The organism is Streptomyces albireticuli, assembly GCF_021228125.1.
GTDB classification, from domain to species: domain Bacteria; phylum Actinomycetota; class Actinomycetes; order Streptomycetales; family Streptomycetaceae; genus Streptomyces; species Streptomyces albireticuli.
Genome location: NZ_JAJQQS010000021.1, coordinates 65,555 through 78,932, shown reverse-complemented (window position 1 = coordinate 78,932; position 13,378 = coordinate 65,555). Strand labels below are relative to the sequence as shown.

12 protein-coding genes are annotated in these 13,378 nt (G+C 71.6%); 5 read left to right on the top strand and 7 right to left on the bottom strand.

Features of this window, described 5'->3' with window-relative positions; genetic code table 11:
* Positions 1–55: 55 nt before the first annotated feature.
* From LUZ64_RS30625 to LUZ64_RS30600, 6 genes are all read right to left on the bottom strand, one after another.
* Entirely contained in the window at positions 56–979 is a 924-nt protein-coding gene (locus LUZ64_RS30625; RefSeq protein ID WP_095579131.1) for a DMT family protein, read from the bottom strand.
* A 109-nt stretch (positions 980–1,088) separates the two neighbouring features.
* On the bottom strand, positions 1,089–2,204 hold the full coding sequence (locus LUZ64_RS30620) for an LOG family protein (protein WP_095579132.1): 1,116 nt from the start codon (positions 2,202–2,204) through the stop codon (positions 1,089–1,091).
* A gap of 6 nt (positions 2,205–2,210) precedes the next feature.
* Positions 2,211–3,482, bottom strand: coding sequence for a hypothetical protein (locus tag LUZ64_RS30615; protein ID WP_232389968.1), 1,272 nt, complete (start codon positions 3,480–3,482; stop codon positions 2,211–2,213).
* Entirely contained in the window at positions 3,464–4,201 is a 738-nt protein-coding gene (locus LUZ64_RS30610; RefSeq protein WP_095581410.1) for an ABC transporter ATP-binding protein, read from the bottom strand. Before LUZ64_RS30610 ends, LUZ64_RS30615 begins: the two co-directional genes overlap by 19 nt.
* A 388-nt stretch (positions 4,202–4,589) precedes the next feature.
* Positions 4,590–5,969 carry an aspartate aminotransferase family protein gene (locus tag LUZ64_RS30605; RefSeq protein ID WP_095581409.1) on the bottom strand — a complete coding sequence of 460 codons (1,380 nt, stop codon included), beginning with the start codon at positions 5,967–5,969 and terminating at the stop codon, positions 4,590–4,592.
* Positions 5,954–6,451 (bottom strand): Lrp/AsnC family transcriptional regulator, encoded by a 498-nt coding sequence (locus LUZ64_RS30600; protein WP_095581408.1) that lies wholly within the window; start codon positions 6,449–6,451, stop codon positions 5,954–5,956. Before LUZ64_RS30600 ends, LUZ64_RS30605 begins: the two co-directional genes overlap by 16 nt.
* A 169-nt stretch (positions 6,452–6,620) precedes the next feature.
* Between LUZ64_RS30600 and LUZ64_RS30595 the strand changes: the two genes are divergently transcribed.
* The gene (locus LUZ64_RS30595; RefSeq protein WP_095581413.1) at positions 6,621–8,072 is read left to right on the top strand and encodes a gamma-aminobutyraldehyde dehydrogenase; all 1,452 of its coding nucleotides are present in this window, start codon (positions 6,621–6,623) and stop codon (positions 8,070–8,072) included.
* A gap of 121 nt (positions 8,073–8,193) precedes the next feature.
* On the opposite strand, the gene LUZ64_RS30590 is transcribed toward LUZ64_RS30595, so the two are convergent.
* Positions 8,194–8,868 (bottom strand): TetR/AcrR family transcriptional regulator, encoded by a 675-nt coding sequence (locus tag LUZ64_RS30590; RefSeq protein WP_232389969.1) that lies wholly within the window; start codon positions 8,866–8,868, stop codon positions 8,194–8,196.
* 91 nt (positions 8,869–8,959) lie between these two features.
* Here LUZ64_RS30590 and LUZ64_RS30585 point away from each other — a divergent pair, with 91 nt between their 5' ends.
* From LUZ64_RS30585 to LUZ64_RS30570, 4 genes are all read left to right on the top strand, one after another.
* Positions 8,960–10,474, top strand: coding sequence for an MFS transporter (locus tag LUZ64_RS30585; protein ID WP_095581406.1), 1,515 nt, complete (start codon positions 8,960–8,962; stop codon positions 10,472–10,474).
* Between the two features lie 41 nt (positions 10,475–10,515).
* Entirely contained in the window at positions 10,516–11,679 is a 1,164-nt protein-coding gene (locus tag LUZ64_RS30580) for a polyamine ABC transporter substrate-binding protein (RefSeq protein WP_095581412.1), read from the top strand.
* A gap of 187 nt (positions 11,680–11,866) precedes the next feature.
* Positions 11,867–12,946: a hypothetical protein gene (locus LUZ64_RS30575; RefSeq protein ID WP_095581405.1), complete on the top strand. Its 1,080-nt coding sequence runs from the start codon at positions 11,867–11,869 to the stop codon at positions 12,944–12,946.
* Between the two features lie 36 nt (positions 12,947–12,982).
* On the top strand, positions 12,983–13,336 hold the full coding sequence (locus LUZ64_RS30570; RefSeq protein WP_095581404.1) for a cupin domain-containing protein: 354 nt from the start codon (positions 12,983–12,985) through the stop codon (positions 13,334–13,336).
* Positions 13,337–13,378 lie beyond the last annotated feature (42 nt).

Sequence of the window (13,378 nt, the reverse complement as noted above, 5' to 3'; positions counted from 1 at the left end):
CGCCGCCCCGTCCACGGAGGACGGGGCGGCGGGCCCTTCGTACGCGCGCCGGGCGTCAGCCCGTGGCGGTCGGTGCGAGTTTCTTCGCCTCCGGCTCGGCCTCCGGGGCGCCCTCGGGCTCGCCGAACCAGGCGACCGCCACCGCTCCCGCCACGGCCAGCAGGAAGCCGAGGATCGCCATCCAGGCGAAGCCGGACCGGGAGGTGTCGCCGAGCCAGACCACGCCGATGATGCCGGGCAGCACCGTCTCACCGACGACGAGCGCGGCGGTGGCGCCGTTGACCGAGCCGATCTGGAGAGCGACGGTGTGCAGGTACATGCCGACGCTGCCGGATATGAGGATCGCGTACAGCGCCGGGTCCGCGAGCATCGTGGGCAGGTCGAACGGGTCGATGCCGTCGAGGATGCGGACGCCCACGCCGATCGCGCCGAAGCCGAGGCCGGACAGCAGACCGGCCAGGATGGCGGCCCTCGCCCCGAGGAAGTGGACGGCCACCCAGCCGCCGCCCATCAGCACGACGGAGATGATCAGCAGCCACCAGTGCGTGGAGCGGGCGGCCTCGCCGCTGCCCTCGTGGCCCGCGGCGGTCGCCAGCAGGATCAGCGCGGAGCAGACGACGCCGATCGACATCCACTCCTTCCTGGTCAGCCGGATGCCGAGCAGCTTGATGCTCAGCAGCGCGGTGACGATGAGGTTGGCGCTGATGACCGTCTGGGAGAGGAAGAGCGGCAGCATCCGGGCGGCCAGGGCGCCGAGGGCGAAGCCGACGAAGTCCAGGACCGTACCGACCATGAACTCCCACGTCACCGCGGCCTTGGCGGTGGACGAGAGGCTCGGCCCGCCGTGCTGGGTGGTGCCCGTGGTGGAGGCCGCCTCGGCCTCCCGGCGGGCCGATTTGCGCGATCCCACGGCTTGCAGGACCGAACCTGTTCCATAACAGGCCGAGGCCGCGACAGCCGTCAGAAGGCCGATGATCACCAATAGCTCCGTTCGCCTGATAAACCGTCGTGCTCCAAAGCCAGACGCGGTTTTCGGCGTGGAAGTTGCCTTGGGTCAAGAAAAGGTCAAAAACCGGGGTGCCGACCGGTCACCCGCCGAGATGCCCCGCCAGCCGGGTCAGCGCGGCCGGCACCTCCTCCACGGTGTCCACCAGCGCGATGCGCCCGGCCATCGGCCGTCCCCTGGCCAGGGCCTCCAGGAGCGGCCAGGCGGGCAGCGTGGACGTCCAGTGGGCGCGCCCCACGAGAACCATGGGTCTCGCCGCGCCCCGCGAACCGTAGAAGTTGGGGGTGGCGTTGCCGAAGATCTCCTGGACGGTTCCCGCGGCGCCCGGAAGGAAGATCACCCCGGCGTCGGCGCGGGCGAGGAGCCCGTCCTCGCGGATGGCGTTGGCGAAGTACTTCGCGATGTGCCCGGCGAAGGCGTTGGACGGCTCGTGCCCGTAGAACCAGGTGGGGATGCCGACCGAGGGGCCGCCGTCGGGCCGCGTCGCCCTTACGGCGAGAGCCGCCCCGGCCCAGGCGCCCACCGACGGGGTGAAGCCGGGGACGCCACGGAGGTCGGCCAGCGCGCGGTCCAGCATGCCGTCCTCGAACGGCGCGGCGTACGCGCCGAGGTTCGCGGCTTCCATCGCGCCCGGCCCGCCGCCCGTGGCGACCATCAGCCCGGAGCGCGCCAGCGCCCGGCCGAGCCGGGCCGCGCCCGCGTACTCCGGCGCGTCGCGGCGGACGCCGTGGCCGCCCATGACGCCCACGACGCGCTCCCCGACCAGCAGCTCGTCCAGGGCGTCGGAGACCGCGTCGTCATGGATGCCGCGCAGCATCGAGGCGACGACGTCGCCGTTCGCCCTGGTCTGTTCGTACCACGCGTACGCGAGCGCGTCGGGCGTGTTCCCGTAGCCCTTCTCCAGGCCCTCGTAGAGCTCCTCGGGCCGGTAGAGCGTGCCCCGGTAAGGGTCGAACGGCAGATGCGGCACCGGTGGGAAGACCAACGCGCCGCCGGCCCGCACCTTCGCCGCCGCCTCCCGCTCCATCGGGCAGCCCAGGAACACCGTCCCGGACGTGTCGACGGCCAGCAGGGCGGCGGTACGGGCCGTCAGGTCGACGGACTGCACCCGGTGTCCGGCGAGCGAGCCGGTGGTGGAGACGACCCGGTCGAACTCCTCCAGCGACTCGATCTCCTCCGTGGCACCGGGGGCGGCCATCGGCCGTCACCGCGTCATCGGCAGGGCCGCCAGCTCGGCGATCGCCCAGGTCAGCGGGGTCAGCACGGCCAGCAGTACGCCGGTGCGCAGCACGGCCGCGCCACGGAGCAGCGAGTGGGGGATGCCCAGGCGGTTCAGCGCCGAGGTGGTGCCGGCGCGGCTCTGGCGGCTGTCGAGGGCCGCGGTGATGGCGGTGGCGGTGACACAGGACATCACCAGGCCCGCGCCGAGCCCGGTGAGCGGGCCGAACGGCCGCGATCCGTCGGCCTCCCACGCCGCGCCGTAGAGCTGGGCGGCGGCGAGCGACGCCGAGGCCACCGCGCACAGCACCCCGAGCGGCCGGCCGATCCGGGTGGCGGCGTCCTGCAGTATGCGCCCGGCGAGGAGCCGTACGGCTCCCGGCCGTCCGGCCGCCAGCAGGACCCCGCACCAGTGGGTCAGTCCGGGCCCGGCCAGGACGAGCCCCAGAGAGGCCAGCAGCCAGCCGCCGATGACGCCGGGGGAGGCGCCGTCCGAACCGGGCAGGGCGAGAAGGGCGTCGGGTGCCGGGGCCGGGCCACGGGCCACATACGCCTCCATGGCGAGGCCGACCGTGATGATCGTGATGCCCCAGGGGAGGCCGGTGTAGGTGGGCTTGGGGGCGGGCGGTGGTGCGGGGACGACGGGAGGGACGGGGGCGGCGACAGCGTCCGCGGAGTCCTGGGTGGCCTCGGCGGTGCCGGCGGTGTCAGCGGTGTCCTGTGCGGTCCTGGCGCGCCGCTCGCCGCCCGCGCCCGGCCGCAGGGCGAGGGCGCAGGTGCCGGCGGCGAGCGCCGGCAGCAGGCCCAGCAGGGTCAGCGTGCCGCCCCAGGGCAGGGAGGCGTTCCCGTCCAGCAGGTGGGAGGCGGAACCGCTCAGCGGGGTGCCGCCGAGGTCGCCGCGGAGCTCCAGGTAGACCAGCAGGGCGATGCCGCTGCCGACGGAACAGGAGAGGGCCGTGGAGGCCGCCGCGAGCAGGGACAGCCGCACCGGGCCGAGGCCGATGGCGTCCAGGCCGTCGCGGGGCCGGGTGGCGGGGTCCGTACGGGCCACGGCGAGGGCGAACTGCACGACGGCGGCCAGCGGCACGGCGCACCACACCAGCCGGACGAGTGACTCCCCGGTGGCCTTGGGATGGGCCACCGCGTATCCGAGCGTGCACAGCAGCAGGAATCCGACGCCCGCCGCGGCGGCCACGACCAGCAGCCGCCGCAGCAGGACGAGCGGATGCGCGCCGCGCGCTAGGCGGAGACTGAGCACGCGGCCCTGCCCTCGCCCGCGGACGCCTCGGGAGACGGGATCCCGCTCGTGCGGCGGCCGTCGACCAGGGTGACGGAGCGGTCCGCCAGGGTGGCGACCTCTTCGTCCAGGCCGGCGACGACGACGGTGATCTGGTGCGAGCGCGCGGCCGTGGTGAGGGTGCGCAGCACCTGGGCCCGGTCGGCGTTGTGCAGCGGGGCGGTCGGCTCGTCCGCGAAGATCACCGTCGGTTCGGTGGTCAGCGCCCGTGCGATGGCGACCCGCTGACGCTGGGCCATGAGCAGCGAGCCGGGCCGCTTGCGGGCGCAGTCGCCGACGTCGAGGCGCTCCAGCCACTCGCCGGCCGTCCGCTTGGCGGCCCGGTGGCTGATGCCGCGCAGCAGCAGCGGCAGGGCCGCGTTCTCCCAGGCGGACAGCTCCGGTACGAGGTGGGGCTCGCTGTCGATCCAGCCGAACCGCTCCCGGCGCAGCCGCTCGCGCGCGGAGCGCGAGAGGGTGTGCACGGGCGCGCTGTTGAACCACACCTCGCCGGGTGCGGGTACGAGCTGTCCCGACAGGCACTTGAGCAGGGTGGACTTCCCGGAGCCGCGTGGTCCGGTGACGGCGAGGATCTCGCCTTCGCGCACGCCGAGGGAGACTCCGGCGAGTGCGGGGGAACCGCTGTATGCGTAATGCAGGCCGCGTGCCCAGAGCACGTCGTTGTCCGGCGGGGCCACCATATCGAGCACCTCGGGTCGCTGAAGGGTCCGTTCCCCTGACCGGCTGAACGAACCGGAGGCCATTGGGTCACTGGCACCGTACGGAACCGGGATCCTAGCCCTCTCCCAGGCTCGGCGCTGGAGTGCCTCACTTTCCTCCGGTCGGCCTCATCCCCGGCCGTCGCCCAAGCGTCGGAGCGCGTACGCGCACGGCCGGGGAGCGGATGCGCGGCAGGGGCGCGGGCGGACCTGGTGAAAGCGGGTGGACATGGTGAAAGCCGTGGCCCACGCGCGCGTACTGCGAAGGGGGTCGCGCGGGGCCACGGCGGCGGGACGGTGCCGGCGGCGGGCCGGTCGCCGTCCGGGTCGGTGCGGGCGGCCGGTGGGGCCGTCGCTCGGACCGTAAGGATCAGATCTTCGTCCAGGCCTCCGTAAGGACGCCGCGGAGGATCTGCTCGATCTCGTCGAAAGTGGACCGGTCGGCGATCAGCGGGGGCGCGACCTGGATGACCGGGTCGCCGCGGTCGTCGGCCCGGCAGTACAGCCCGTTCTCGAACAGCTTCTTCGACACGAAGCCGTAGAGCAGCCGCTCGCAGTCCTCGGGCGTGAAGGACTCCTTGGTGGCCTTGTCCTTCACCAGCTCGATGCCGTAGAAGAAGCCGTTGCCGCGGACGTCGCCGACGATCGGCAGGTCGTGCAGCTTGGACAGGGTCGACAGGAACGCCGACTCGTTGTCCAGCACGTGCTGGTTGAGGCCCTCGCGCTCGAAGATGTCGAGGTTTGCCAGCGCTACGGCGGCGGAGACCGGGTGGCCGCCGAAGGTGTAGCCGTGCAGGAAGGTCGCGTCGCCCTTGAAGAACGGCTCGGCGATCCGGTCGGAGATGACGGCCGCGCCGATGGGGGAGTAGCCGGAGGTCATGCCCTTGGCGCAGGTGATGATGTCCGGGACGTAGCCGAACTTGTCGCAGGCGAACATCGTGCCGAGGCGGCCGAAGGCGCAGATGACCTCGTCCGACACCAGCAGGACGTTGTACTTGTCGCAGATCTCGCGGACCCGCTGGAAGTAGCCGGGCGGCGGCGGGAAGCAGCCGCCCGCGTTCTGCACGGGCTCCAGGAAGACGGCGGCGACGGTGTCGGGGCCCTCGAAGAGGATCTGCTGCTCGATCTGGTCGGCGGCCCAGCGGCCGAAGGCCTCCGGGTCGTCGCCGTGGACCGGGGCGCGGTAGATGTTGGTGTTGGCGACCTTGTGCGCGCCGGGTACCAGCGGCTCGAAGGGGGCCTTGAGGGCCGGCAGGCCGGTGATGGACAGGGCGCCCTGGGTGGTGCCGTGGTAGGCGACCGACCGCGATATGACCTTGTACTTCCGGTGGTTGCCGGTCAGCTGGTGGTACTGCTTCGCCAGCTTCCACGCCGTCTCGACGGCCTCGGCACCGCCGGTGGTGAAGAAGACCTTGTTGAGGTCGCCGGGTGCGTAGTGGGCCAGCCGCTCGGCCAGCTCGACGGCCCTGGGGTGGGCGTAGCTCCACACCGGGAAGAAGGCCAGCTCCTGCGCCTGCTTGTTGGCGGCCTCGGCCAGCTCGGCGCGGCCGTGGCCGGCCTGGACCACGAACAGGCCGGCGAGACCGTCGAGGTAGCGCTTGCCCTTGTCGTCGTAGATGTAGGTGCCCTCACCGCGCACGATGGTCGGCACGGGGGCGTTCTCGTACGACGACATGCGGGTGAAGTGCATCCACAGGTGGTCGTACGCCGTCTGGGAGAGGTCCTTGCTCACGGCTATCGGGTTCCCCATGTGTAGGTCTGCTTGCGGAGCTTGAGGTAGACGAAGCTTTCGGTGGAGCGCACGCCGGGGAGGGTCCGGACGCGCTTGTTGATCGTTTCCAGGAGGTGGTCGTCGTCCTCGCAGACGATCTCGATGAGGAGATCGAAGGAGCCGGCCGTCACCACGACGTACTCCACCTCGTCCATCGCGGTCAGGGCGTCGGCGACGGGGTCGAGGTCGCCGTCGACGTTGATCCCGACCATCGCCTGGCGCCGGAATCCCACGGTGAGCGGGTCCGTGACGGCGACGATCTGCATCACGCCCTGGTCGAGCAGCTTCTGCACGCGCTGCCGGACGGCCGCCTCGGACAGACCGACCGCTTTGCCGATCGCCGCGTAGGGGCGGCGGCCGTCCTCCTGGAGTTGCTCGATGATCGCCAGGGAGACGGCGTCGATCGACTGCGTGCCCTGCACGCTCTTGGGGTCTGCACTACGAGTGGCCACGGAGTCCACTGTGCATGGGACTCGTCCGTGTGGCAACCCTGAATCGATGAAATTCGTTGCGAGGAACCTTTTGAAGAACTGATTCCGTTGTTCATGGGTAGTGGGTATGTCGAAAGCGTTGCCTTACTGACTAGGCTGGGCGTCTCACCCAATGGACCTGAAAGAAGGGGTGGCGCACGTGACCACCGAGCTGCGTCGTCTTCGCAACTACATCGACGGAGAGTTCCGGGAGGCCGCTGACGGGCGGACCACGGAGGTGGTCAACCCGGCCACCGGTGAGGCGTACGCCGTCGCCGCCCTGTCCGGCCCCGCCGATGTCGATGCGGCCATGGCCGCGGCCCAGGCGGCGTTCCCGGCCTGGCGCGATCTGGTGCCCGCCGAGCGTCAGAAGGTGCTCCTCAAGATCGCCGACGCCTTCGAGGCGCGGGCCGAGGAGCTGATCGCCGCCGAGTCCGAGAACACCGGCAAGCCCCTGGCGCTCACCCGCAGCGAAGAGATCCCGCCGATGGTGGATCAGATCCGCTTCTTCGCGGGCGCCGCCCGGATGCTGGAGGGCCGCTCCGCCGGTGAGTACATGGAGGGCATGACCTCCATCATCCGGCGCGAGCCGATCGGCGTCTGCGCGCAGGTCGCGCCGTGGAACTACCCCATGATGATGGCCACGTGGAAGTTCGCCCCGGCGCTCGCCGCGGGCAACACCGTCGTCCTCAAGCCCTCGGACACCACCCCGGCCTCCACGCTGCTCATGGCCGAGATCATCGGCGGTGTGCTGGAGGAGCTCGGCCACCCCAAGGGCGTCTTCAACGTCCTGTGCGGTGACCGCGAGACCGGCCGTCTGATGGTGGAGCACTCCGTGCCGGCCATGGCCTCGATCACCGGCTCCGTGCGGGCGGGCATCCAGGTCGCCGCGTCCGCCTCCAAGGACGTCAAGCGGGTCCACCTGGAGCTCGGCGGCAAGGCCCCGGTCGTCGTCTTCGAGGACGCCGACATCGCCCAGGCCGTCGAGGACATCTCGGTCGCGGGCTTCTTCAACGCCGGTCAGGACTGTACGGCCGCGACCCGGGTCCTCGTGCACGAGTCGATCCACGACGAGTTCGTGACCGCGCTGGCCAAGGCCGCCGCCGACACCAAGACCGGCCAGCCGGACGACGAGGACGTGCTCTACGGCCCGCTCAACAACGCCAACCAGCTCCAGCAGGTGTCGGGCTTCATCGAGCGGCTGCCCTCGCACGCCAAGGTCGAGGCGGGCGGTCACCGGGTCGGCGAGAAGGGCTACTTCTTCGCCCCGACCGTCGTCTCCGGCCTCCGGCAGGACGACGAGATCATCCAGCACGAGGTCTTCGGCCCGGTCATCACCGTCCAGTCCTTCTCGGACGAGGAGCAGGCCGTCGGCTACGCCAACGGCGTCGAGTACGCCCTGGCCTCGTCGGTGTGGACCAAGGACCACGCCCGCGCCATGCGGATGTCCAAGCGGCTCGACTTCGGCTGCGTGTGGATCAACACCCACATCCCGCTGGTCGCCGAGATGCCCCACGGCGGCTTCAAGCAGTCCGGCTACGGCAAGGACCTCTCGGCGTACGGCTTCGAGGACTACACGCGCATCAAGCACGTGATGACGTCGCTCGGCTGAGACCCGACGGCAGCGCAGCGGTGGCCCCGCCGGATCCTCCGGCGGGGCCACCGCCGTTCCCTCGGGCACCGGCACCGGCGGGCCGCTGCGGCTCGCCGCGGACGAGGCGACCCGGGGCGGGTCAGGGTGTGCGCCGGGCTGTGCCGGGCGGGCCGTAGAGGCGCAGGAAGGCGCGCACGCCGCCGCTGACGATGGTGTCGACCTCGGTCTCGGGCATCTTCACGGCACCGAAGAGGGAGCCCTGGCTGACGTCCGAGACGGCCAGCAGGGCGAAGTGGCGGGCGGCCACGCCGGCGTCGTCGATGTCGAGCAGCCCCTCCTCCGCCAGCTCGCCCAGCCGGTGGGCCAGCTGCCGGAACGCGGGCCGCGGGCCGGCCTCCTGCCACGCCTCGATGACGGCGGGCTCCAGATGGGACGCCTCCGCGTGGATCTGGCGTACGAGCGCGAAGTGGTCGGCGAACTCGGGCGGCGGCGAGGCCCAGTCGAAGGCGAAGGAGGTGAGGTCCCGCTCCAGGTCGGTGATCTTGCCGAGGTGGCGCTCGACCATGGTCCGGTGCCAGGCGGTGACGGAGCCCGCGCTCTCGATGACGACGGAGCGGAAGAGCTCCTCCTTGTCCTGGAAGTGGTTGTAGATCGTGCGCTTCGACACCCCGGCCTCGGCGGCGATGGCGTCCACGCTGGCCCGGCTGAAGCCGTCCCGGGCGAAGACCGTCCGGGCGGCGCGCGTGATGGCCTGCCGCTTCTCCGCCATGCCGCGGCGGGGACGTCCGGCCGCGGGCTCCTGTGCTGCGGGCATCGCCGCTCCTCTCCAAGGGTCGCGAAGCGCGCCTCGCGAAAAATTGCACTGTTCGGTTTACCTGTTGCACTGCACGGTGTAGTTTACCTGTATGCCTTCCGAGTCCCCGCGGACCCGGCGGCCCAGCCCCGTCATGACGGTGCTCGTGGTCCTGCTGGGTTTCCTCACGCTGCCCATGTCCATGTCCGGCACGACCGTCGCGATCCCCCGCATCGGTGAGGACCTGCACGCCTCCGGCGCCTCCCTGCAATGGGTCGTGACCGGCTATTTCCTCACGGCCTCCTCCCTCATGCTCGTCTCCGGCTCGCTCGGTGACCTCTTCGGCCGTCGCCGGATCTTCTCCATAGGCGCCGCGGTCTACACCGCCGGGGCCCTCGGCAGCGCCGTCGTGAACGACATCCTGCTGCTGGACCTGGCCCGTACGCTCTCCGGCGCGGGCGCGGCCGGCGTGATGGCGGGCGGCGGTGCGATCCTCGCCTCCGCCTTCCAGGGCGCGGCCAGGACCCGGGCCTTCGCCGCCATGGGCACCATGGGCGGCATCGGTCTCGCGATCGGCCCGACGTTCTCCGGGTGGATGGTCGGCGGTCTGGGCTGGCGCACCACCTTCGGGGTCTTCGCGGCGGCCGGACTGGTGATCCTCCTGGGCACCGTCTTCATCGGCGAGTCGCGGGCCGACCGCAGTCCGAAGGTCGACCGGCCGGGCGTGGCCAGCTTCATCGGCGGCCTGGCGCTGCTGATGTTCGGCATCACCCAGGGGGCGCAGGCCGGCTGGGGCAGCCCGCGGGTGCTCGGTCCCGTCGGCGCCGGGATCCTGCTGCTGGTGGTGTTCGCGGCCGTCGAGCGGCGCAGCGCCCACCCGGTGCTCGACCTGACCCTGGTCCGTGACCGGCGCTTCATGGGCTGGAGCCTGGCCGCCCTCGCGGTGCCCGTGGGCTCCTCCGGGGTGCTGGTCTTCCTGCCGACCTACCTCCAGGGTGTGAACGGCCTCTCCGCCCGGGACGCCGGACTGAGCATGCTGATGCTGACCGCTCCTGTGCTCTTCCTCCCCGCCGCCGGCGGCCGCCTGGTCAACCGGGGGATACCCGCCCGCCTCCTGGCGGGCCTGGCCCTGGTGCTCCTCGCCGGCGGCAATGCCTGGCTCACCGTGCTCCACCCCGGCATATCGGCCCTCGCCCTGCTCGGCCCCCTCCTCACCATCGGCGTCGGCAACGGCCTGGTGGTCGGTATCATCGATGCCCAGGCGATGAGCCTGGTGGAGCCTGCCCGGGTCGGCATGGCGGCCGGATTCCTCAACACCGTCAAGGGCGGCGCCAACGCCCTGGTGGTGGCCGTGGTCGGCGCGGTGCTGACCAGCTTGATCCAGGCCCGTACGGGTTCGGCCGAGCTGGCCGGGAAGATCGCCGCCGGTGACCTCTCCGGACCCGCCGAGGCGCTGCACGCGGCGCAGTTCACCGACGCCTGGCACATCGTCCTCTGGTCGGTCGCGGCCCTGTGCGCCCTGGGTGCGGTCACCGTCCACCTGCTGCTCGCCCCGGCCGGGCCCGTCAAGGTGTCGGGAGGCGCGGACAGCTCCCGGACAGGCCGTACATTGTCCGCGAAGATCTGACCCGTCAAGCTGCCGAAATGCGAGTGAGCCCCGTGAAGAGCCTGTCCCGCCGGTCCCTGCTGCGCGCGCTCGGCGCCGGCGCGGGCGCCGCCGCACTCGCCGGCTGCGGAGTCCCCGCCGCCTATGTCGAGCCCGGCGACCGGGCCGCCGAGGACCGCTCCGCCCGGGAGAAGAAGCTCGTCTTCGCCAACTGGCCGCTCTACATCGACACCGACGACGAGGACGCGCAGCTCCGCCCGACGCTGGCGGAGTTCGAGAAGGCCGGCGGGATCTCGGTGAAGTACACCGAGGAGATCAACGACAACGACGAGTTCTTCGGGAAGATCAGCCCAGCCCTGATGAACCATCAGGACACCGGCCGGGATCTCGTCGTCGTCAGCGACTGGATGTGCGCCCGCTACGTACACCTGGGCTGGGTCCAGGAGATGGACCGCTCCCGGCAGCCGAACGTCGCCCGCAACCTCGACCCGCTGCTGCGCAAGCCGCCCTTCGACCCCGGCCGCCGGCACACCGTCCCCTGGCAGTCCGGCATCACCGGCATCGCCTACAACCGCAAGAAGCTCGGCCGCGAGATCCGGCGCACCTCCGAGCTGTGGAAGGACGACCTGCGCGGGCGGGTCACCCTGCTGGCCGGGCTGGACGAGGCGTTCTGCCTGCTCATGCAGGGCAACGGCGCGGACGTCACCCGCTGGACCGCGGACGACTTCCACACCATGACCGACCAGCTGCGCCGGCTCGTGAGCAAGCGCCACATCCGTCGCTTCACCGGCAACGACTACATCAAGGACCTCTCCTCCGGCGACGTCCTGGCCTGCCAGGCCTACTCCGGCGACATCATCCAGCTCCAGGCCGACAACCCCGACATCGAGTTCGTCGTCCCGGAGGAGGGCGCCGAGCTGTGGGCGGAGAGCCTGATGATCCCCAACCTCGCCCGCCACAAGAGCAACGCCGAGCGGCTCATCGACCACTACTACCAGCCCGAGGTCGCGGCCCGGCTCGCCACCGCGGTCAACTACGTCTGCCCCGTGCCCGCCGCGCGGGACGTCCTCGCCTCCTCCCGGGACAAGGAGGTCGCCGAGCTCGCCGAGAACCCCCTGATCTTCCCGAGCGACGACATGCGCAAGCGCCTCGGGACCGCCCGCGACATGACCTCCAGGGAGCGCCCCGCCTTCGCCAAGGAGTGGAACGAGATCGTCGGCCTCTGAGCGGCGCGGCCGCCGTCTTCCCCAAGGCGGCCTCTGTGAAAGACCGTTGAGGCTGCCCGAATCCATGCTCGCCATGCCCCCGCACTACGGATTCCGTCGTAAGTCAAGGTCTTGACCGGCGATCTTGTGCATCGTCAGACTGTCGCCGTCGCCGACGAGCCATCGGCGTGCAGACCACTACGGGGGAGTGATCGCACTGGACGGCAAGACAAGCCTGCCCGCGAGGGCCGCCCTCTCCGAGGCCCTGGCGGCCCTGCCGCAGGACACCGGCGCGGCCGGCTTCGGAGCGGACATCGACGCGGCGCACGAGGTGCTGCTGGCTCCCGACGCCACGGCCGAGGAGCGGGAGACCGCCCTGCTCGGCTGGCTGCGCCGGTCGCAGCCCTGCCTCTTCGGGCGCCTCGCCGCCAGGTCCTGGCAGGGGCCGGGCGCCTCCAAGGGACTCGGCGTCGACATCTGCTGGTTCGGCCCGGAGGACCTGGCCCGGGGCCACGCGCACCTCGCGGCCCGGATCTGGACCGCGCGGGCGGCCTGGAAGCGGCGGGCGGTCACCGGCCAGAGCAGCGCCTTCCTGATCGTCTTCAACGACGAGCGGCTCGCCCGGGCCCTGCCCGGCCCCGAGTTCGCCGACCTGTGCCGGAGCCTGGCCGACACCTACCTCTCCGAATGGGCACCCCTCGTCTTCGACACCGTCTACGCCGAGGCCGTGCCGCTGGAGCAGCCCGACGGCTCCCTGGTCCTCTTCAAGGCCAGCACCCAGCTCTTCTACACCGGCGCCCACCAGCGCCGTAACCACGACCGCAGGATCCCCGGCGGCGTGGTCATCTCGGTCAACGCCCCGGGCCACTACGCCCATTCGCTCGTCACCCGCGGCCTGATGTCCGACCTCGGCGCGGCCATGGACTTCGTCCGGGACAGCGCCCACCGCACCATCGGCAACGGCGGCATCGGTCATCCGGCCCGCCTCACCAGCAGCTGGCACAACCCCGCCGGCCCCGGCTGCCCCGCCGACACCTTCTCCGCCACCTACCAGATCGACGTCCTCGTTCAGAAGGACGTCGTCGGCGACGACACCCTGCGCCTGGGCGCCCACCGCGAGGACGAGATCTGGCCCTCACTGCGGCTGGACTACCTCACGGCGAAGGACTTCTCCGTCGGCGACCCCGACCACGGCTGGGCCAACGGCCTGCCCATCGAGCCCGACGCCCTGCTCACCAACCCCTGGGAGCCCGTCGTCGCCGCCAACACCCCCGACTTCAACTACTGACCACCCGCGGCGGGCCCCGCCGGGACGGAGACCTCCATGCTCATCAGGGACATGAGTGACAGCCGGCTCACCGACGCCTACGGCATCCGCTACCAGCAGGTCTATCCCCACGGCGGCGAGGACCTCGCCGACTGGGGCCTGGGCCGGGCCGTCATTCCGCCCGGCGGCGAGACCGAGCCGCACGACCACCACGAGGAGCACGAGGCGTTCGTCCTCCTCTCGGGCAGCGGGGTCATGGTCATCGACGACGAGACGCGGCCCGTCTCCGCGCCCTCGGCCGTGCTCATCCCCAACGGCTCCCGCCACCAGCTGAGGAACGCCAGCGACACCGAGCCGCTCGTCTTCCTCTCGCTCTACTGGCCGCCCGCCATGGGCCCGCTCGACCTCTGACCCGCGCTCCACCGGCCCGCGCTCCCCACCCCGGAGATCCCG

Coding starts and splice junctions, on each gene's coding strand:
- LUZ64_RS30610 (WP_095581410.1), bottom strand. CDS start 4,201: ATGGTGGCCCCGCCGGACAACGACGTGCTCTGGGCACGCGGCCTGCAT.
- LUZ64_RS30590 (WP_232389969.1), bottom strand. CDS start 8,868: ATGCCCGCAGCACAGGAGCCCGCGGCCGGACGTCCCCGCCGCGGCATG.
- LUZ64_RS30605 (WP_095581409.1), bottom strand. CDS start 5,969: ATGGGGAACCCGATAGCCGTGAGCAAGGACCTCTCCCAGACGGCGTAC.
- LUZ64_RS30585 (WP_095581406.1), top strand. CDS start 8,960: ATGCCTTCCGAGTCCCCGCGGACCCGGCGGCCCAGCCCCGTCATGACG.
- LUZ64_RS30570 (WP_095581404.1), top strand. CDS start 12,983: ATGCTCATCAGGGACATGAGTGACAGCCGGCTCACCGACGCCTACGGC.
- LUZ64_RS30620 (WP_095579132.1), bottom strand. CDS start 2,204: ATGGCCGCCCCCGGTGCCACGGAGGAGATCGAGTCGCTGGAGGAGTTC.